The sequence below is a fragment of the Aquirufa nivalisilvae genome (assembly GCF_004307455.1).
In the GTDB taxonomy this organism is placed as follows: domain Bacteria; phylum Bacteroidota; class Bacteroidia; order Cytophagales; family Spirosomataceae; genus Aquirufa; species Aquirufa nivalisilvae.
In genome coordinates, this window is sequence record NZ_SEWX01000003.1 from 75,560 (window position 1) to 96,042 (window position 20,483).

General features: G+C 39.0%; 14 protein-coding genes. 6 read left to right on the top strand and 8 right to left on the bottom strand.

Features of this window, described 5'->3' with window-relative positions:
- Positions 1-140: 140 nt before the first annotated feature.
- The 5 genes from EWU22_RS05560 to EWU22_RS05580 form a co-directional block, all read right to left on the bottom strand.
- Positions 141-1,223: a c-type cytochrome domain-containing protein gene (locus tag EWU22_RS05560; RefSeq protein ID WP_130924747.1), complete on the bottom strand. Its 1,083-nt coding sequence runs from the start codon at positions 1,221-1,223 to the stop codon at positions 141-143.
- The gene (locus EWU22_RS05565; protein ID WP_130924748.1) at positions 1,224-1,775 is read right to left on the bottom strand and encodes a YceI family protein; all 552 of its coding nucleotides are present in this window, start codon (positions 1,773-1,775) and stop codon (positions 1,224-1,226) included.
- A 7-nt stretch (positions 1,776-1,782) separates the two neighbouring features.
- Positions 1,783-2,718 carry a DUF5777 family beta-barrel protein gene (locus EWU22_RS05570; RefSeq protein WP_231962762.1) on the bottom strand — a complete coding sequence of 312 codons (936 nt, stop codon included), beginning with the start codon at positions 2,716-2,718 and terminating at the stop codon, positions 1,783-1,785.
- Between the two features lie 12 nt (positions 2,719-2,730).
- Positions 2,731-3,192, bottom strand: a complete 462-nt coding sequence (locus EWU22_RS05575) for a QcrA and Rieske domain-containing protein (RefSeq protein ID WP_231962764.1) — start codon at positions 3,190-3,192, stop codon at positions 2,731-2,733.
- 89 nt (positions 3,193-3,281) lie between these two features.
- Positions 3,282-3,716, bottom strand: coding sequence for a QcrA and Rieske domain-containing protein (locus EWU22_RS05580; RefSeq protein ID WP_130924750.1), 435 nt, complete (start codon positions 3,714-3,716; stop codon positions 3,282-3,284).
- 265 nt (positions 3,717-3,981) lie between these two features.
- Between EWU22_RS05580 and EWU22_RS05585 the strand changes: the two genes are divergently transcribed.
- Positions 3,982-5,091 carry a formylglycine-generating enzyme family protein gene (locus tag EWU22_RS05585; protein WP_130924751.1) on the top strand — a complete coding sequence of 370 codons (1,110 nt, stop codon included), beginning with the start codon at positions 3,982-3,984 and terminating at the stop codon, positions 5,089-5,091.
- Here EWU22_RS05585 and EWU22_RS05590 read toward each other — a convergent pair.
- The 3 genes from EWU22_RS05590 to EWU22_RS05600 all read right to left on the bottom strand — a co-directional run bounded on the left by EWU22_RS05590 (position 5,084) and on the right by EWU22_RS05600 (position 11,973).
- Positions 5,084-7,528 carry an outer membrane beta-barrel family protein gene (locus EWU22_RS05590; protein ID WP_130924752.1) on the bottom strand — a complete coding sequence of 815 codons (2,445 nt, stop codon included), beginning with the start codon at positions 7,526-7,528 and terminating at the stop codon, positions 5,084-5,086. The genes EWU22_RS05585 and EWU22_RS05590 overlap by 8 nt on opposite strands.
- A 251-nt stretch (positions 7,529-7,779) precedes the next feature.
- A complete protein-coding gene (locus tag EWU22_RS05595; RefSeq protein ID WP_130924753.1) occupies positions 7,780-10,227 on the bottom strand; it encodes a TonB-dependent receptor domain-containing protein in 2,448 nt (815 codons plus the stop codon).
- 333 nt (positions 10,228-10,560) lie between these two features.
- Complete coding sequence (locus EWU22_RS05600; RefSeq protein ID WP_130924754.1) at positions 10,561-11,973, bottom strand: PQQ-dependent sugar dehydrogenase; 1,413 nt, start codon at positions 11,971-11,973, stop codon at positions 10,561-10,563.
- Positions 11,974-12,119: 146 nt separating this feature from the next.
- Here EWU22_RS05600 and EWU22_RS05605 point away from each other — a divergent pair, with 146 nt between their 5' ends.
- Genes EWU22_RS05605 through EWU22_RS05625 form a run of 5 tightly spaced genes read left to right on the top strand, consistent with a single transcriptional unit; the run spans position 12,120 to position 20,422 of the window.
- Positions 12,120-13,097 (top strand): Kelch repeat-containing protein, encoded by a 978-nt coding sequence (locus tag EWU22_RS05605; protein ID WP_130924755.1) that lies wholly within the window; start codon positions 12,120-12,122, stop codon positions 13,095-13,097.
- 21 nt (positions 13,098-13,118) lie between these two features.
- Positions 13,119-15,437, top strand: coding sequence for a PSD1 and planctomycete cytochrome C domain-containing protein (locus EWU22_RS05610; RefSeq protein ID WP_130924756.1), 2,319 nt, complete (start codon positions 13,119-13,121; stop codon positions 15,435-15,437).
- 12 nt (positions 15,438-15,449) lie between these two features.
- On the top strand, positions 15,450-16,904 hold the full coding sequence (locus tag EWU22_RS05615) for a DUF1501 domain-containing protein (RefSeq protein ID WP_130924757.1): 1,455 nt from the start codon (positions 15,450-15,452) through the stop codon (positions 16,902-16,904).
- A 5-nt stretch (positions 16,905-16,909) separates the two neighbouring features.
- Positions 16,910-19,093 (top strand): c-type cytochrome domain-containing protein, encoded by a 2,184-nt coding sequence (locus EWU22_RS05620; protein ID WP_130924758.1) that lies wholly within the window; start codon positions 16,910-16,912, stop codon positions 19,091-19,093.
- Positions 19,094-19,114: 21 nt separating this feature from the next.
- Complete coding sequence (locus tag EWU22_RS05625; RefSeq protein ID WP_130924759.1) at positions 19,115-20,422, top strand: aminotransferase class V-fold PLP-dependent enzyme; 1,308 nt, start codon at positions 19,115-19,117, stop codon at positions 20,420-20,422.
- Positions 20,423-20,483: the final 61 nt, after the last annotated feature.

Here is a 20,483-nt window from a genome sequence, read left to right on the forward strand (position 1 = left end):
TAAGCAATACTATTTGATAATGCATCGTGTTGATACTCGTGTAGAATCCAAAGAAATTTCTAGAGCTAATCAATCAAACATGGCTAAGCAGAAGAGGGAGCTCAAAAGCTTAGCCATGTTTGGAATGCAATTAAAGAATACTAATTGTTCAATGCGCCCGCATCGATCCAGGACTTAATCTGGCTGATTTCACAACTAGTGATTTTGGTGGAGGCATTTGGCATAGGAATAAACCCAGTTGAGTGATTTACAGACCCATATAGCTTTCCGTTACTAACAACTTTCAGGACATTGGCATGTGTGCTTAGATCAATACCTCCTGATGCCGCAGCGCCACTATGGCAACCTAGGCAATTGGTTTTTAAGATGCTTTGAATCGTTGTAGAAAAACTAACATTCGTTGTTATGCAAGCACTGCCGCTAGGCTCACATGAATTATTGAGCGCACCTTGTTTAATCCAGTTGAAAATAGCCGTCTTTGTTTCTGTACTTAGCGCCGCCATGGGTGGAACAGGCATACGCTCATTATCTGTCCGAATGATGCTTTTGTACAATTTACTGTTGCTTGGGTCACCGGCTTTGATAACCTTGATGATATTTGTATAATCAGTTAATTGAACACCTTCTTTTTTACTTATGGCATCATGGCAACCACTCATGGCACAATTGGAAATAATGACAGGAAGAATTTTTTGTTGAAAATAAACCAAATTAGGATCACAGGTCACCGCTGGCGGTGTTACGGGAGGTTCGGTTGGAGTAACAGTAACCACTGGATTTATTGGATTGGTAGGATTCAAATTGACCAAAATGCTTCCAGCAGGGTAGGAGCCAATAATCCACTTTTTGATCGTGCTTACATCACATTTGGACAAAGTCGTGGAGGCATTAGGCATAGGAGAATAGCCAATAGCATGAGTAAGTGAACCATATAATTTGCCATTTTTTATATAAGGTACAATTTTGTCATAACTACTAAAGTCTGCACCTCCTGATATAATGGCTCCACTGTGGCAAGAAGTACAATTATATTGGAGTATGGGCCAAACCGATTTGTCAAAGGTGATGGTATTGGTATCGCAAGTAGAGGTGGAATAAGGTAATTCTACCCCCATATTATTCTCAGTACCTGTTGCAGCAGCAGGTAAAGGACTGTTTTTATCACCTATGCAAGCCGCCAGAAATAAGGTGACTAAGGTTATTACAAGGAACTTAAATTTCATTTATTTCATTTGGCCAAACTGAATTTTACTTTTTACTTCTATGACTTCCGCAATTTTGGCAAATACAATTTTGGGAATATCAATCTGATAATCTTGCAAACGAATATCAAACTGGCTATTCAATTGTAATTGGCTTCCATCCGAAACAATGGTTCCTTTGATTTCTATGGGTTTAGAAACACCATGGATCGTTGCAGTTCCTGAAGCTGTTACTGGATAGGTACCAGCTTTTTTTAGGTCAACAGCTTCTTTGATTTTTCCTTTAAAGCTAGCCATGGGGTATTTCTCACTTTCCAAATAATTCTCATTAAAGTGTTCTTGCATGAGTTTATTGGGGAAAACAAAAGAAGTAATCCGCATTTGAACAGCGATTTCATTGGTAGCGGAATTGATTATGCTATTGACTGTTTTAGATACGGCTTCAATGTTTTCTAAAGGTGTTTTAGAGAAAAATGAAATCTCACCATTCTGAGCTTGATACAATTGAGCTTGGGCGGTATGAAATACTGCCATAGTGCTCATGAGCAAGGTTACTATGAATAAACGTTTCATAAAGGGTTTATTTATGTGTTTTTTTTGCTTCTGGGTCAAAACTGAAAGTCCTTGCGATATTGAATCCATAAAAAATGTCACCATTGTCCCAAGTACCTGTAGTTTGGCCAATAAAATGTTTTTCAATCATGCCTCTGGAGTTAGAGAAATGCAATTGAAATACGTGTCCTCCCGTTTCAATATCAAAGCCCAAGGCAAAAGAATCATGATAGGGGTATACTTCACCTGATTTAGCTAGGTAAGCATTCTTATCCACCAAGTTTTTGTAATACTCAGCTGATAAACTTAAGCGGTTACTTAATTTAAAGCGGCCTCCAAATCCAATAGAAGCAATGTCATTGGCATGAAATGTTGACTCACTTAGATTGTTATGCAAAATGGTGGGCATAACTTGTAAAGATAGCTTTTCATTCATCTTTCGAGCTATTAATACTTGACCCACATAACTTTGTCGCTGCTGGTTATTGTAAAATCGCATCAGTGTTCCACTTGGCATAGTATAACCTGTTGGCATGGAATTGATCGTCAAACTTCCATATGCAGCAACACTGACAGGCATTTGGTTGGACTGCCTAAGAATCTTGTATTTGGTATAAAAGTCATAGGTTTTTTCAATGGAGGATCTACCTGCCCCTAGTAGCCATTGATCTGTGATACCATATTCAAGACCTAATCGAATTCGTGCCTCATCTAATCCAAAAAAGTTTTCTAAAAATCCAGAATTGACAGCCCCAAAGCGGTGAGATATCCAAAAGTTCAGATGCTTCTTGGCAACCGTTTCAATGGTTTGACCATTAATTAAGCGCGAACCTTTGAAAGTCGCCTGAGTATATACTTTATCTTTAGACGATTCTTTGTCCAACATAGCCATCAAATCATCTTGGGCCATAGTGGTATAACCCATACCACTTAAGAAGAGCAGTAGGAAGGATATTTTCTTCATAAGTATGTTATTTTAAGAGAATACTCTCAGGTTAGTGCCCGTTAAGGCTGTTTTATAAGTAGTTAAACCTCGCGCACCTTCAGCATTCAAGCCTTTACCGTTAATGTCATACATGGCGCCATGTACAGAACAATTAAAGCCACCATTTGCATAGCTTACTGCTACATTTCCCTCATGGGAGCAAACTTGAGTCACTGCCGAAAAGGTGGTTGAGTTGACACGAACTACCACGATTTGATTGACAATGACAAAACCATCAGGATTATTCAATTTCGAATAATCAGTTTTGGTTAGGTCTAAAGTAAAGTCGACACCCGTAGCTGGAGTACCTGCTTTTACGTTAGAGGAAGGCGTAACATTTTCTTCTTTTGAACAGGAACTAAGGCCAGAAGCTGCACAGTAAACAGCTAGAAGAGAGGCTCCTTTGAAGCCCATTGACTTCAAGAATTCATTTCGGTTAAGATTGGTTTTCATATTTATTATAGAACATTAAGGGTTATTAAACGGTTAATGTTAAACAATCTTTTTGAAAATCAATATTATATCCTAGTAAAATTATAGAATTAGGAGTAAACTCTCAGCGAATTTCCAGTTAGCGTTGTTTTATAAGTAGTTAAGCCTCTGCTTCCATTGGCATTTAATCCTTTTCCGCTAGTGTCATACGTAGCACCGTGTTCAGGACAATAAAATCCACCGCCACTGTAGATGACGGCCGCTCTTCCTTCATGAGAACAAATTTGAGTCACTGCTGCAAATGCCGTACTTGAAACTCTAGCTATTACGATGTTTTGTGTAATAACGTAAGAACCGACTGTATTAAGTTTGGAATAGGCTGCCTGACTTAAATCCAGTGTGAAATCTGCCGAAGAGGAAGGGGTAATACCTGTTTCATTTTTACATGAACTCACCGCAGATGCACCGCAATACACAGCTACTAATGATGCTCCTTTTAATCCAAGGGATTTTAGGAATTCATGTCGTTTGATTTTTTCAGACATAGATGATGTTTTAAAGTATGTAAAACTAAGCAATCAAACGATTGTTTTTTCTGATCAATATCAGCATATTGTTATATTTAGATGAAGTATATCAACATGGCTATCAATCGACTATTTTAGTCGATTATAAATCGAAATTAATTTTACCATTTGGGATTAATCGAATTGAACTACCTGCAATTCAATTAAATTTTAATGGTAACTTGTCCGAGTTTAGGTGAATTTTTATGAATATGAGCCCCAAGCTTTGTTCGCTAGTATATATATGAAATACTTGATTTTCATTTGGTCTTTTGCACCCTTGTTTGCCATGGCACAATTGAGTCAGCGTCAAAAGGATTCATTAGCGGCTTGTCATGTGCCTTTGCCTTCCAAGCGTGGATTTGTTAAAACGAATTTGGTTCAAAAAAGCATTTCCAAATCATCGGCCTTTCTGGGTATGAAAAAAATCCCATCAGGAGCATTTGATATGGGAGCTCATGATGAAAAAGGTAGAACAGATGAATACCCCGTTCATCGTGTGGCAGTTAAAGCATTTTGGATGGATGAAACAGAAGTGACTAATGCTCAATTTGCGGCATTTGTGGCTGCTACAGGTTACGTAACTACGGCTGAAAAAGCCGTTTCATGGGATGAATTAAAAAAACAAGTGCCTGCTGGTACGCCTCGTCCACCAGATTCACTATTAGCCCCAAGTTCTTTGGTTTTTGTTCCTACCACAGGGCCTGTCAATTTGGTGGATTATAGCCAATGGTGGCAATTTGTGCGCGGTGCCGATTGGCGCCATCCAGAAGGACCTCATTCAACTATAGTCGGGAAAGAAAATCACCCTGTCGTGCAAGTCTCTTGGGATGATGCCCAGGCTTATGCAAGATGGGCTGGAAAACGATTACCTACTGAAGCAGAATGGGAATGGGCTGCACGTGGAGGTCTAAAGAATCTAGAATTTCCATGGGGTTCAGAACCGATTGATTCGGGTGTATTCAAAGCTAATACTTGGCAAGGTAAATTTCCATATAATGATGAAGCCAAAGACGGATATCAGCATACTACGGCTCCCGTCAAGCAATTTACATCCAATGGTTATGGTTTATATGATATAGCTGGCAATGTCTGGGAATGGTGTTTTGATAATTACCGACATGATTATTACGCCACTTTAAAAAAGAAAGGAACCCTTGTGCTAAATCCCAAAGGGCCCTTGAATAGCTATGATCCGGATGAACCGGGTATTCCTAAAAAAGTGATGCGTGGCGGTTCATTTTTGTGCAATGATTCCTATTGTGCATCTTATCGCAGTTCAGCCCGCATGAAATCAAGTCCAGATTCTGGTCTCATGCATACGGGCTTTCGTTGCGTGAAAGATATTAATTAGTGTTTTTAACTCGTCCTTTTTCAGATTCCAATCCCGTACTTCTCTCTCGAGCGGCTTTAATACTGGTATTGCCAAATCGATAACTGAAGTTTAAACGGACTACTCGAGTTTCTCCTCTGCTTTTTACAAATACATCTAGATCCGCATATTTAATCGTAGCATTGGGGATTTGAGTGTAGAGAATATCGCTGGCATTCAAACGAAGTGTTCCTTTTTTATTCATAATGGTTTTCTGAATACCGAGATTTAGCGCTCCCCCAGATTGGAAATTGAATGCTTGTTCCAATCCGCCTGTAAAGTATTGACCACCGACTTCTATTTTAACATCATGTTTCAAACTAAAGGTGTGATTGGAATTGAGATATAGCATATTTCCCACAGGATTGATGGAAGTTTGATCAAGTTTTCCTGTTAATTCAACATGATTTAAGTAAATATCTGTATTGCTTGTCCACCATGATTTAATCGGAATAGGTAGAGAAAATCCCAAGCTATAGGTTACTCTTTGAGCTAAATTATCCGTCGTTTGGTAGGTCACACGCTTTTCTGTGTCTTGTTTCAACAGTTGAGTGATAACTTGATCCGTATGACTATATGCCAATGAAGTGGTATATGCCCCCGCATAAGTATGTGTAAATTCAAATGAATTGGTTAATTGGGGCAATAAATTAGGGTTACCAACTTCATAGTTGTAATTATCAATGTAGAAAATGAACGGGTTCATGGAACTGTATTGAGGTCGGTCAATGCGACGGCTGTATTTTAGGCCTAAGTTATGTTTTTTGTTGGCCTCAAACTGGAGAAATGCACTTGGAAAAATTTGGAAATAGGAACGATTGAAACTAGAATCAGGAACGTTTGACTTATATGAAATGGATTTTCCTTGGGCAATTGTCCATTCCCCTCGTAAGCCCAATTGATAACTCCATTTACCTAATTTTTTATCTTGATTAATGTAAGCCGCATGGATTTGCTCATTGTACTGGAATCGATTGCTTAATGCATCAAGGAACGAGTAGGAAGGGTTTTCTTTGGTCCGACTAGTAAATTGTACATCATTATCTGTATTCACTAAACTTGATTTTATACCCATTCCCCATTTGGTTGTTTTATTGACGGGTAGTACATAATCGGACTTAAATGAATATTGATCAATATTAGATAAGGATTGAGTACGGATTAGGGAATCACTTTTTATCGGATTATTGGTTGCGCCAAACCATTGAGTTAAATAGACGCTTGTACCTTGGTCATGAAAACGAGCATAATCAAGGTCGATAGTAAGTTCTTTCCCTGTGCTATCATAACTATGTTTATAATTGAAATTAGTGGCGATGTTAGAAAATGGATTATCTAAGGTATTATAGGTGTCTAGTTGACTTAGCATTTGATTATTCAAATTTCTTTGCGTTGTGCGGTTGATTCCATGATACAAATCAGTTTGACTTCTACCTCCAGAGACGAGAAGGCCTAGGGTAGTTTTGGGAGAATAGGTCCAGTCTACTCCAGCTTTTAATTGGGCATTTTGGGCAATGTAATTATAGAAGGAATTGGAATTCCAAACTTCACCTTGCTTGGCGAATTGACGAGTGATATCAATGGTATTCATGTTGGGTTGATGAACATAGGATCCATTACTAAACCAATTCCAATTGCTTTTACGGTAATTGAGATTGAAACCGACTCGTCCTCGCGTATAATATCCTTGTCCCAAAGTAGCATTTACCGAGCCATTCATGCCCATTTGCGTATTTTTCTTGAGTTTGATGTTTAAGATACCGGCAGTTCCAGCGGCATCGTATTTGGCAGAGGGATTACTAATAATTTCTAATTGAGCAATTTGATCCGCTCCCAGATTTCGCAAATAATTGTTCAAGTCTCTGCCCGTTAGATAAGAGATTTTTCCATCAATCATCACTTTGGCACCTTGTTTGCCCCGAATACTGATGTTCCCATCTTTATCTACAATCACTCCAGGAGATTTTTCAATCACTTCCATGGCCGAATTTCCTGCTGCCATGACAGAGTTTTCTACGTTGACCACTGTTTTGTCCACTAAGTTTTCTATGAATGGCTTAGTTGCTTTGATTTCAACATTGGCCAACTCGGTAGAGGATGGATCCAATTGGATGGTACCTAGATCAATTTGACTATTGGATTTTATCTCATCCATTTTAATCACACGTGCCTGATAGCCTGTTGATTGAATTTTAAGTGTAAATAGACCTTCAGGTAAATGCTGGGCATTTAGTATTCCATGTTCATCGGAGATAAAGCCCTTGACTAAAGTGGAATCAGCGCTTTTTCTTAGTAAAATGGAAGCATATGGGATAGCTTGTTTTTTTTCATCGACAATCTTGGCTTTTATACTTGATTGTCCAAACGTCGTTAATTGTATTAAAATAAGACACAGGGTTGTTAATAATAGGTTTTTCATTAGGTGGATTGTTTGATTGGTTTTAATTTGACACAGAAATGCTAGGGTAAAAATTACCTAGGCGTATTAAAAAATAGTGGTGGAGAATAGATAGAAGAATGAGGTTTGGGTCAAAAAATACCTAAACAATATTCTTGTTGAAATCTGGATACAAAAAAACAAGGACGAACCTAGATTCGCCCTTGTCGGAGAGTTAAAAACTGTTAAGCTTTAACATCTTTTAAGAAATTGACTATTAGTTGGTTATGGCATTAGTTGGCACCTTTAACTCGGCCTTTTTCATCATCTAAGCCAGTATTTCTATTACGAGCACCTTTAACTGCCGTATTACCAAATCGATAAGTGAAATTGAATCGAACGACACGCGTATCATTTCTATTTTTCACAGTTATATCAATGTCACTGTATTTGATAGTTGCCATCGGATTTTGAGTATATAAAATATCGCTGGCGTTTAAGCGGATAGTTCCTTTTTTATTCAAGACTGTTTTTTGGATACCTACGTTCAAAGAACCTCCAGGGCCAAAATTAAAGGCTTGCTCTAATCCACCTGAGAAATATTGTCCACCTAATTCTAGTTTGATGTCATTTTTCAGACTAAACGTATGGTTGGAGTTGATGTAAAACATATTTCCCACTGGGTTGATTTGGGCTTGATCTACTTTACCCGTTAATTCATTGTGATTCAATTGGATGTCGGTATTACTTGTCCACCATTTTGTTACTGGGATAGGCAAAGAGAAACTTAAGTTGTAAGAAGTTCTTTGCGCTAAGTTGGCAGAAGTTTGATACGTTTTACGCGCCTCCGTATCTTGTTTTAATAATTGAGTGATCACATCATCCGTATGGCTATATCCAAAAGTAGTGTTGAATGCTCCTTTGAATGTGTGGGTTAATTCAAATGAATTGGTTAACTGTGGCATCAACATAGGATTACCCACTTGATAAGTATAATTGTCTAGGAAGAAAACGAATGGATTTAAGTCGGAATATCCTGGACGGTTAATTCTGCGGCTATAGTTCAAACCAAAAGTATGGTTTTTGTTTGCTTCATATTGAACAAAGGCACTTGGGAACAATTGTTTGTAATCGCGGTGGAATGAAGAATCTGGAGCAGAATTTCCATAAGCCATCGATTTTCCATCGGCAATAGTCCATTCTCCACGTAAGCCAATTTGATAACTCCATTTACCCAATTTACGCTCTGTATTTAAATAAACGGCGTGGATTTGTTCCTCATACATAAAGCGGTTACTTTGTTTGTTTAGGAAGGTATAGTCCGCGTCGCTCGCTGTTTTACCTCTAAACTGAAGGTCGTTATCCGTTTTTACATAACTGGATTTTACACCCATTCCCCATTTACTGGTTTTGCTAATTGGTAATACATAATCAGATTTGAAAGAGTATTGGTCAATGTTGGAAAATGCACCAGTACGTAAAAGGGAGTCATTTTTGATTTTATTAAACTCGGAGCCATACCACTGTGTCAAATAATCATTTTGATTTTTATCCACATAGCGAGCATAATCCAAATCGATGGTTAATTCTTTACCTGTGCTATCAAATGTATGCTTGAAGTTGATGTTATTAGCAAAGTTATGGAATGGATTATCCATGGAATTATAAGTGTCTAACTTACTCAAGATGGCATTAGTTGCCAGATTACGTTGCGTAGATTGATTTAACCCATTGTTTAACGTAGTTTGGTTTAAGCCTCCTGAGAATAAAATACCTAAAGTTGTTTTTTTGTTGACCGTCCAGTCTGCCCCTACTTTCATAGAAGTATAAGTCCCTTTGAATGGGAATTCGGTAGTGGAATTCCAAACTTCATTTTGGGCACGGAAATATCGTGTGATGTTATTATTCTGTAGGTTATTTCTTCCAAAATAGGAGGCATTTCCAAAAATATTCCAGCCATTATTGCGGTAGTTTAAATTTAAACCAGCGCTGGAACGAGTATATACTCCTTGACCAATAGTTCCATTAACAGAGCCATTCATGCCCATGTTCACATTCTTCTTCATTTTAATGTTGATGATACCTGCAGTACCAGCAGCATCATATTTGGAAGAAGGATTGGTCATAATTTCTAATTGAGAAATTTGATCAGCAGAAAGATTACGTAAGAAGTTACTCAAATCGTTACCTGATAGATAAGAGATTTTACCATCAATCATCACTTTGACGCCTTGCTTTCCTCTTAAACTGATATTACCATCTTTGTCAACAATAACCCCTGGAGAGCGTTCTAATACCTCCATGGCCGAGTTACCAGCGGCCATTACCGAGTTTTCTACATTGACTACAGTTTTATCTAATTGTCTCTCAATAAAAGGTTTAGTTGCTTTAACTACCACTTCATTTAGTTGAGTAGAAACGGGTTCAAGGGCAATAACGCCTAAATCCAATTGGGTGTTGGCATTAACTTCGCCCAGTTTTTTAGAGTAGGCTTTATAGCCTGTGAATTGAATTTTTAAGGTGTAATTTCCTTTGGGTAAAGCGGAGGCTTTTAATTCACCATTTTCATCGGTGATAAATCCTTTTACTAAGGTGGAATCACTTGCTTTTCTTAAAAGAACAGAAGCAAAAGGAACTGGCTGATTTTTTTCATCTCGGATTTTAGCCGAAAGCCCGTTATCTGCAAATGCGAGGAGTGGGGCAACAATGGATAATAGTGTTGATAAAATAAAGGTTTTCATTAGGCGGATTGAATTAATTTATTGGTTGTTTAACAGAGAACGAGTCGAAGATGCAAACAAGACCTCAAGGGTTGCATGTCTCTCTTTTGACAATGCAAAGCTATACTAGGTACTTTGTTATGCATAGTACTATATGACAAACAATAAAATGTTTTGGATGAGTGGTAAATAGCAAGGGCAAATTGTAAAATACCTGCTAGGACTAGGGGAAATCGATTATCAATAAATTGGACAATAGATATAAATTCTCATTCGTTTGGCTTGTAAAAAAACAACGCTGTCAAGGTTCCAAACCTTGACAGCGTTGTTTCAAACAATCTTAAATTTTTAAATTTATTGTGGTCTCAAGCGGAAAACCATACCAGGATTTTCAACGCCTACATATAAATAACCGTCTACACCCATTTTCACATTACGCATACGACCTAAATTAACTAGTACCTTTTCTTGGGAAACAACTTTGTTATTTTTAACGACTACACGGTTCATGTAATTAAAACGTAAAGAGCCAATCATTAAATTTCCTTTCCAAGCTGGATACTTATCACTATCTACAAAGGCTAAGCCTGATGGTGCAATGGAAGGAAGATAATAGGTGATAGGTTGTTCCATTCCTTCTTTCTTCGAAATATTCGTGATCGGCTTACCATCATAATTGATTCCATAAGAGATTGTTGGCCAACCATAATTCTTACCCGCTTGGATAATGTTAATTTCATCTCCACCACGTGGACCATGTTCCGTTTCCCAGATAGCTCCTGTATAAGGGTTTAAGGTTAAGCCTTGCGGGTTTCTTTGTCCATAGGAATAAATGCTGTGATGAAATTTAGCTTGGTCTTTTCCTACGAATGGATTGTCATTTGGAATACTTCCATCATCATTTAAGCGGTGGATTTTACCATTATCATTATCCGTTTCTTGAGGGAATACTTTTTCCATGCCTCTTTCACCCACACTAAAAAATAGATGTCCTTGTTTATCGAAGGCAATCCGCGATCCAAAGTGGTGGAAGGTTTTGGTATAAGGAAGGGATTCAAAAATATCTTGAGATTCAACCCACTCATTATTTTTGATTTTACCTCTAACAATTCCAGTGGCTGTGACAGTTTGACCTCCTTCTGTTTTAAATTTAGAATAAGACATATAAACCCAACCGTTGGAAGCATAGTTGGGATGTAAAACCACATCTAATAATCCACCCTGACCTTTGGCCATCACCGCTGGTGTACCTTTAATGGCTGTTTTATGTTGTTTTTGGTCCACTAAGTACAAAGTACCTGCACGATCAGTAACTAAATAATCTTTGTTAGGTAATTGGGCAAAACCCCATGGACTTTCTAATCCAGTCACTATGGTGTCTAAAACCACTGTCATTCCCTCGGATTTGAAAATATTGGAAGTAGGCTTATTAGCAAATTTATATTGATCTACACTGGCTAATTTCTCCGTAATTAGGTCAGCTAATTTTTCGATGTCTTTAGCACTTAAGGCTGCTTTCCAAGAGGGCATACCTAAATCAGCATATCCATTTGTGATGGATGCGATCAATTCGGGTTTGCTTTTACCATGTTTCCAAGCGCGATCCACAAAGGCATCTACTTTTTCACCATGGCAGCTAGAACAATATTGGGTATAGGTTTTTTCCGTGGATTCATCCACTAAAGCTTTTTTAGGAGCATTGTTTAATGACATGATGCTGATGGATGCCACCGCAATTCCACCCAAAATACTGAGTCTTTTATACATTGTAGTAAAATTAAAGGGTCAATTTTCTTTTCAATTGTTGCACTAAGCTAAAAATAAATTGTCAAAATTTTATCTAGTTCTATCCGCTTAAAAAAGAGGAACATTTCTATATTTTTTTTACATTAGACTTTCAAACCTATTAAACCATGAAAAAGTTTCTATTGATTTGCCTTGGGCTAATCTCTTGGAGTGTATCTGCGCAAGATTCTTCCAATTCTTGGAACATCATTACATCTCAGCAGCCTGCTCAAAAAAGACATGAAAGCTCCATGGTGGAATGTGATGGAAAATTTTATGCTTTAGGAGGAAGAGGAAAAAGACCCATCGAGGAGTTTGATCCAAAAACTTCCAATTGGACTGTTTTGGCAGATGCTCCTATGGAGTTTCATCATTTTCAGGCCATCTCATTTCAACATGAAATCTATGTCATAGGAGCCTTAACAGGAAATTATCCGCACGAAAAACCAATTCCTCAATTTTTGATATTTAATCCCAAAACTAAAACTTGGAGAGAAGGAGCCACGATTCCTGCCGATCGATTGAGAGGTTCTGTCGGGGTGTTTACCCGTGGAAATAAAATTTATTTAGTAGCAGGAATTATGGACGGTCACTATGATGGGCATGTCAAGTGGTTTGATGAATATGATACTAAAACCAATACATGGAAAATACTGCCTGATGCTCCTAGAGCCAGAGATCATTTTCAGGCTGTCATGGTGGGGAAAGATAAGGCCTATGTGGCTGGAGGTAGAACTTCATATGCTAAGATTGGTAAAGTGCTAGATCTATGCATGAAAGAAGTGGACGTCTTTGATTTTAAAAGCAATCAATGGTCAACATTGGCTGAGGGACTCCCTACTTTACGAGCTGGCACATCTTCCATTGCCAATGGTCCCTACTTAGTTGTTATGAATGGAGAAAGTGTGAAGCAAGTTCCTGCCCACTCGGAAGTAGAAGTGTTAGATACCAGAACAGGGGCTTGGTCTAGTCTACCTAATTTGTTACAAGGTAGACACGGGACAGGCGTAGTCTATTGGAAAGGAAAAATTTATGTGGTAGCGGGTAGTGCCAATCGAGGCGGAGGCCCAGAACTCAATGAAATGGAGTGTTTATCATGGAGATAATTGAACCTATACACCACTGCCATGAGAATTAAATCCATTCGCTTCTTTTTATTTTCTGCTGCTTTAGGGATTTTGGCCTATACAAGTTGGCGATGTACCAGTACCTTGGCCGATGATACACGTATGCCGGATGTCATCGATTATAACTACCACATCAGACCTATCTTGTCGGATCGATGCTTTAAATGCCACGGACCTGATGCCAATAAACGCGAGGCAAATTTACGTTTAGATACCCCAGAAGGAGCTTATGCTGCTTTCAAAGATAATGCCAAAGCCCATGCCATCGTTCCAGGCAATCCAGAGGCTTCGGAATTAATGGCTAGAATTACGGCTAAAGATACTTCGCAGCGAATGCCTCCCATGAAATCTAACTTGACATTAAGTCCTCATGAAATTGAACTTTTAGAAAAGTGGATTGAACAAGGTGCTAAATACAAACCTCATTGGGCCTTTATTGCTCCCAAATCTCCAGAAATTCCAGAAGCAGATGCTGCATGGGTTCGAAACCCCATTGATCATTTTACTTATGCTAAAATGAAAGAGAAAGGGCTTAGCCCAAGTGATGAGGCCGACAAAGAGCGTCTTCTAAAACGGGTTTGTTTTGACTTAACTGGTCTTCCTCCTAGTTTGGAAATGCAAGACCGCTTTTTGAAAGATGCCAGTCCTAAAGCCTATGAAAAGATAGTTGATGAATTATTAGCCAATAAACATTACGGTGAAAAAATGGCCACCTATTGGTTAGATGTGGCTCGTTATGCAGATTCGCATGGATATCAAGATGATGGATTAAGGACTATGTGGCCTTGGCGAGATTGGGTTATTCATGCTTTTAATTCCAATTATTCGTATGCTAAATTTCTGACTTGGCAACTGGCAGGGGATTTAATTCCAAATGCCACCAAGGAAATGCTATTAGCCACTGGTTTTAATCGAAACCATAAAATCACGCAAGAGGGTGGGGTTATTGATGAAGAGTATCGGGTGGAATATGTCAATGATCGAACCAGCACTTTTGGTAAAGCATTTTTGGCACTAACGTTTGAGTGCTCTAAATGTCATGATCATAAGTATGATCCCATTTCCCAAAAGGACTATTACAGTACTTTTGCCTTTTTCAATCAGGTTCCTGAAAAAGGACTTTTTGGGACAATCGATGCCTCTTTTGCTGATCCTCCTAATATCAAAATTACGAGCCAAGAAGTGTCTTCTATTTTGAAATTTATCAATAAACGAGATACAGCAGCAGTAGAAGTCATGGTGATGAAGGACTCCAGCAATTGGCGACCAACCTATGTACTTAACCGAGGAAATTACGATGCCCATGGTGAACCAGTTGGTGTAGGTATATCCAAAAGCATTTTACCCTTTTCGCCGCAAAAATATGGAAAGAACCGTTTAGGTCTAGCCAAATGGTTGGTTGATGATCAAAACCCGCTGACTTCTCGAGTATTTGTCAATCGGGTATGGTTTCAGTTTTTTGGAAGAGGGATAGTTAAAACATTGGGAGACTTTGGTATGCAAGGGGAATTACCGACTCATCCTGAATTATTGGATTGGTTGGCCGTTGATTTTAAGTCGCACCACTGGAATATCAAGCGTTTAGTAAAGCAGATTGTGACATCCGCTACCTATCGGCAATCTTCTAGCATTACATCCGCACATTTAAAAGTGGATCCTGATAATGTTTACTTATCCCATGCACCACGTTTACGTATTCCAGCGGAAAATGTGCGCGACCATGTATTAGCGAGTGCGGATATTTTAAATCCTGAAATCGGAGGACCAAGTATTAAGCCCTATCAACCCAAAGGGATTTGGGAAGTGGCTTCCTCAGGACGGGGTTCATTGATGACTTATGTACAAGATCACCAGCAAGATTTATACCGTAGAGGCATGTATGTTTTTATCAAACGTACCGTGCCGCCACCTTCCATGTTGATTTTTGATGCCAGTAATCGGGATCAATGTGAAGTACAACGTGGCAGGACCAATACTCCTTTGCAGGCCTTGGTAATGATGAATGATCCTCATGTTTCAGAAAGTTCGAGAGTTTTAGCATCAACTATGGCCAAGCTGAAACTTCCTGTGGATGAAGTATTGAGTCAGGTCTTTCGGAAAATTGTTTGTAGAACGCCTCAAGCGAAAGAGTTGGCTATTTTGAAGAAATACTTAGAAGCAGAGCAATTGGAATTTCAACGGCAGCCAAAAAAAATCAGGCAATTGATGAAAGTTGGAGAATATCAAAAGAATCAAGCATTGGATAATGCATTTACTGCTGCTTTGATGCAAACGATTCAGATGATTTACAATATGGAAGAAACGTTAATGCGGGTGTAAACCTTTTCATCTATGGAAAACGAGTTTTTTAAAAATAGACTGAATATTACCAGAAGGCACTTTTTTGGGAAAGCCGCTGCGGGAATTGGAGGACTAGCATTAGGATCACTATTAATTCCCAAAATTTGGAAGGGAGACGGAACCGATGTTTCTTCTAGCCCATTAGGCTTAGCTCAATATGCACCTAAGGCGAAGAGAATCATTTATTTATGTCAAAATGGAGCTCCATCCCAATATGAAACGTTTGATTATAAACCCTTACTGACCAAAATGATGGGGCAGGATTTACCTGAGTCCATTCGTGGAGGGCAACGCTTAACGGGTATGACGGCCAGTCAAACCAAGTTCCCCTTGATGGGTTCTTATTATAATTTCCGTCAACATGGACAATCAGGCGCCTATATCAGTGATTTATTACCCAACATAGCCAAGATTGCGGATGATATTTGCATCGTTCGGACGATGAATACCGATGCGATCAACCATGATCCTGCTCTAACTTTTCTACAAACGGGTGCTCAAGTAGGCAATAGGCCAAGTATGGGAGCTTGGATGAGCTATGGCTTAGGTAGTGAGAATAAAAATTTACCTGCTTTCTGTGTGTTACTTTCTCGAGGAAGGGGAAATGGTCAAGGGGTTTATTCCAAACTCTGGACCAATGGTTTTTTGGATTCTACTCATCAGGGTGTGGTATTTAGTTCCAGTGAAGACCCCATTTTATACTTAAATGATGCCGAAGGAATTGATAAGCAAGATCGTCGAAGAATGTTGGATCATTTAGCCGAATTGAATCAATTAGGATTTGATGAAAGCGGAGATCCTGAAATTCAAGCAAAAGTCCAACAGTATGAAATGGCCTACCGCATGCAAACAGCGGTGCCCGAATTGACTGATTTATCCAAAGAGCCAGATCACATCATCAAGATGTATGGCCCAGATTGTCTGGTACCGGGTACTTATGCGGCTAATGCTTTATTGGCTAGGAAGTTATCAGAATCAGGAGTGCGTTTTGTTCAATTATACCATCAAGGTTGGGATTCACATGGAAATTTGCCGAATGAAATGGGTATGCAAGCACAAGATGTAGACCGTGCTTCGGCTGCTTTGATTACAGATTTAAAACAAAGAGGTCTTCTCGATGAAACCTTGGTGATTTGGGGCGGTGAATTTGGTCGGACTAACTATTGTCAAGGTAATTTTACTCCAGATAATTATGGTCGAGATCATCACCCAAGAGCATATAGTATTTTTATGGCAGGCGGAGGCACCAAGCCAGGCACCGTATATGGTGAAACAGATGAATTTGGTTACAATGTGGCCAAAGATCCTGTGAATATCCATGATTTTCATGCCACGGTTTTGCACCTGATGGGAATAAACCATGAGCAATTAACTTATAAACATTTGGGAAGAAGATACCGATTAACCGATGTTTCGGGTAATGTTATCCCAGGACTTTTGGCATAAATGGGATGAATAAAGAACAATTATCTTCTTGGTATAGCATCTTGTTAAGTGGCTTGATTTTCCTCCATGCTTTGTTGCTTTTTCTGCTTTTTTGGCAAGACCAAGTGAATTTACCTTGGGCATTTCAAGTCACAGGTCGGCTTCATCCTTTGATTTTACACTTGCCCATAGGAATGGGGGTATTACTTCCTTTTGTTCACCTGCTGCGGAGGCCATTGGGCGAGCATGCATTTTACCTCTCTTTTCGTTTTGTCCTTTACCTAACGGCCTTTGGTTCAGCACTCACAGCCTTATTGGGCTTCTTTTTGTCTCAAGAATCCGGATTCGAACCAGAGCTTTTGGTATTTCACCAATGGGCAGGATTAGCCGTGTCTTGGTTTTATTTTCTTCAATTGATCCTTTTTGATCGTTTGATGCTCAATCCCCAACAAGCTTTAATAGCTTCGATATTAGGTGTGATTTTGTTGAGTTTGGCAGGTCATGGCGGAGCCAATATCACACATGGAGAAAATTATTTAACCGAATTGTTGCAAAGAGAAACGGAAGTAAAAGCGCCTACTGGAGAATCGAAATTATTCGAAGGGGCGATCCAACCTATATTGGAGAAAAAGTGTGTTTCCTGTCATAATGATCAAAAGACGAAGGGTCAACTTAATATGAGTTCGGTTGCCAAGATGCTGCAAGGCGGAAAGCATGGTGATCTTTGGAAAGCGGGAGACGTGTCGAATAGCTTATTCTTAAAGCGGGCTCATTTGCCTTTGGAACATAAAGAACACATGCCACCCAAGGGTAAAAGTCAATTGACGCCCAATGAGATTTTGTTATTAGAAGCTTGGGTGAAGGATGGAGCCTCCTTAGATAAAAAAATCAAAGCTTATGCTCCAGCTTCACAGGTTGCCAAAATGGTTTCTACCCTATTTGTTTCACCGACCAAATTGGAAATTCCGAAAAGAGAATATCCCTTTTCGGCAGCCAGCGATGCAGATATTGAGGCGGTGAATAGTCCATTTTGTTCAGTTTATCCCATGTCCAGCGATGCCCCAGCCTTGCAAGCTGATTTTTATGTGGCGAAACGCTTTGAACTAAAGACCCTAGAGAATTTGTCTAAAGTAGCAGATCAAGTAGTTGGAATCAATTTAGCCAAAATGCCTATCCAGGATGAGAATCTGAATATTTTGGCTCAGTTTGGTAATTTAGAAAAGCTGAATTTGAATTTTACCGAGATTCAAGGAGCTAATTTGAAAGCATTGCTAGCTAATAAAAAACTGATATCATTATCGCTTTCTGGTACTAAAATATCGGCCAGTCAATTGCAACCTTTGATTACCCAATTACCTCAATTAAAAGAAGTCTTCCTTTGGAATACGAGTATCCCATTAGAACAAATAGCCAGTTGGAAAAAGACTTATCCTAAGATTCATTGGGAGCAGGGATTTGTACCAACGGAGGAAAAGTTGATGATTAATCCACCCATTTTAGTGAATGAGAATTTCTTTCTAGGCCCTCAAGAAAGGGTGAATTTTAAGCATACCATTAAAGGGACTACCATCCATTATACTTTGGATAAAGAGCAAGAACCTGATTCCTTGGGGACATTAATTACCCATGGACCCATTGATATTCCTGCCTTTACGGTGGTGAAAGCTTTAGCCACTAAACCAGGTTGGTTGGCCAGTAAAGTGGTGAAAAACACGTTTTACAAATATCAATTTGTGCCAGATAGCGTCTATTTATTGACTCAAAATGAAGCTAAATGGCAAGCCAAAGGTGCAAGGACTTTGAAAGATTTGGTTCAAGGGAAAAGAGATATTAGGGGAATAGCCAATGAAACGTGGATAGGATTTCAGCAACAAGATGCTGATGCCTTATTTGAATTTAAACAAGCTAAGGCTGTGAAAGGTATTACCGTGAGTTATTTACGAAAACAAGATTCCAATATTTTTCCTCCACTTGAAATAGAAATTTGGGCTGGAAACTCAGCCAAAGCTTTGAAAAAACTGGCCTCTGTGAAACCTGAACAGCCAGAAGAGAATGGAGGATATTCCCCTCAAGCGATCAATATACCATTGCCTGCAGGTAGTTTTACTCATTACCGCATGCTGGCTAAACGTATTAAAAGATTCCCAGCCTATGTGAAAGACAAAACTAATCCTGCCATTATTAAGCTGGATGAGGTATTGTTTTACTAAATTGCTTTTAAACCTAAACCTATGACTAACCGAAGAAAATTTGTACAATCCCTAGGCCTGATGACCAGTGCCTTTTCTGCTTCTAGTTTATTTCAGCAAGCGCATGCGGCTGATTTTAATAAGATGTTAGAAACTAAGCAGCATTTGTCGCCAGCTCAACTGGCCGAAGATGAAGATTTTTGGGCCTTTGTACAGCAAGGTTATACAACCAGTCCCAACATCATCAATTTAAATAATGGAGGCGTGAGTCCTAGTCCTCGAATCGTGCAAGAAGCCGTTGAACGCTACAATAAGTTATCGAATGAAGGCCCTTCTTATTTCATGTGGCGGGTTTTGGATCAAGGAAGAGAGCCTTTGCGAGAGAAATTAGCCGAATTGGCTGGTTGTGATAAGGAAGAAATTGCCATCAATCGGAATGCAACGGAAGCGTTGAATACGGTCATTTTTGGTATCGATTTCAAAGCAGGAGATGAAATCATTGGAACCAAGCAAGATTATCCTAATATGATCAATGCATGGCGACAAAGAGCTTTGCGTGACGGGATAGTTTATACCCAGTTGAGCTTCAATTTCCCTATTGAAAATGATGCTCAGATTGTGGATGCGTTTGAAAAGGCGATCACTCCGAAAACGAAGTTGTTGCACGTTACGCATATCATTAATTGGGTAGGTCAGATTATGCCAGTGGCAAAAATCTGTGCCATGGCGAAAAAGCATGGTATAGAAGTGTTGGTCGATGGTGCCCATACCTTTGGCTTATTGGATTTTAAGATTCCAGATTTAGGTTGTGATTATTTTGGAACCTCACTTCATAAGTTTTTATCAGCTCCTATTGGTTCTGGAATGCTGTGGATTAAAAAAGATAAAATTGAGAAAATTTGGCCTTTGGTATGTAATGATAAACCACGTGGAACTGATATCCGTAAGTTTGAAACCTTAGGCACCAGAAGCTTTCCCATTGAACAAGGCATAGGGGAGGCTATTAATTTTCACAATGCGATTGGTTCTAAAAGAAAAGAAGAGCGTATCCGCTATTTGAAAAACTATTGGACTACACAGGTGAAAGATGTACCAGGAGTAAAGATTCATACCTCTTTTAATTCGGCATATTCTTGTGCCATTGCAGGAGTTAGCATTGATGGCATGACCATTGCCGAGTTAGATAGTGCCTTATTTACGAAATATAAAATCCATACGGTAGGTATTGTCTGGGAAAATATCTCTTGTGTGCGCGTTACTCCGCACGTCTATACCCGACTAAAGGACTTAGACAAAATGGTGCATGCCATTAAAGAGTTAGCAGCCCAAGCAAAAGCCAAGAAATCGTAATTAAAATGGCTTGAATTAGCCCAATATTTATTGATTTTAGCCAATTTATATACCTTTGTGA

Coding starts and splice junctions, on each gene's coding strand:
- EWU22_RS05560 (WP_130924747.1), bottom strand. CDS start 1,223: ATGAAATTTAAGTTCCTTGTAATAACCTTAGTCACCTTATTTCTGGCG.
- EWU22_RS05565 (WP_130924748.1), bottom strand. CDS start 1,775: ATGAAACGTTTATTCATAGTAACCTTGCTCATGAGCACTATGGCAGTA.
- EWU22_RS05570 (WP_231962762.1), bottom strand. CDS start 2,718: ATGAAGAAAATATCCTTCCTACTGCTCTTCTTAAGTGGTATGGGTTAT.
- EWU22_RS05575 (WP_231962764.1), bottom strand. CDS start 3,192: ATGAAAACCAATCTTAACCGAAATGAATTCTTGAAGTCAATGGGCTTC.
- EWU22_RS05580 (WP_130924750.1), bottom strand. CDS start 3,716: ATGTCTGAAAAAATCAAACGACATGAATTCCTAAAATCCCTTGGATTA.
- EWU22_RS05585 (WP_130924751.1), top strand. CDS start 3,982: ATGAAATACTTGATTTTCATTTGGTCTTTTGCACCCTTGTTTGCCATG.
- EWU22_RS05590 (WP_130924752.1), bottom strand. CDS start 7,528: ATGAAAAACCTATTATTAACAACCCTGTGTCTTATTTTAATACAATTA.
- EWU22_RS05595 (WP_130924753.1), bottom strand. CDS start 10,227: ATGAAAACCTTTATTTTATCAACACTATTATCCATTGTTGCCCCACTC.
- EWU22_RS05600 (WP_130924754.1), bottom strand. CDS start 11,973: ATGTATAAAAGACTCAGTATTTTGGGTGGAATTGCGGTGGCATCCATC.
- EWU22_RS05605 (WP_130924755.1), top strand. CDS start 12,120: ATGAAAAAGTTTCTATTGATTTGCCTTGGGCTAATCTCTTGGAGTGTA.
- EWU22_RS05610 (WP_130924756.1), top strand. CDS start 13,119: ATGAGAATTAAATCCATTCGCTTCTTTTTATTTTCTGCTGCTTTAGGG.
- EWU22_RS05615 (WP_130924757.1), top strand. CDS start 15,450: ATGGAAAACGAGTTTTTTAAAAATAGACTGAATATTACCAGAAGGCAC.
- EWU22_RS05620 (WP_130924758.1), top strand. CDS start 16,910: ATGAATAAAGAACAATTATCTTCTTGGTATAGCATCTTGTTAAGTGGC.
- EWU22_RS05625 (WP_130924759.1), top strand. CDS start 19,115: ATGACTAACCGAAGAAAATTTGTACAATCCCTAGGCCTGATGACCAGT.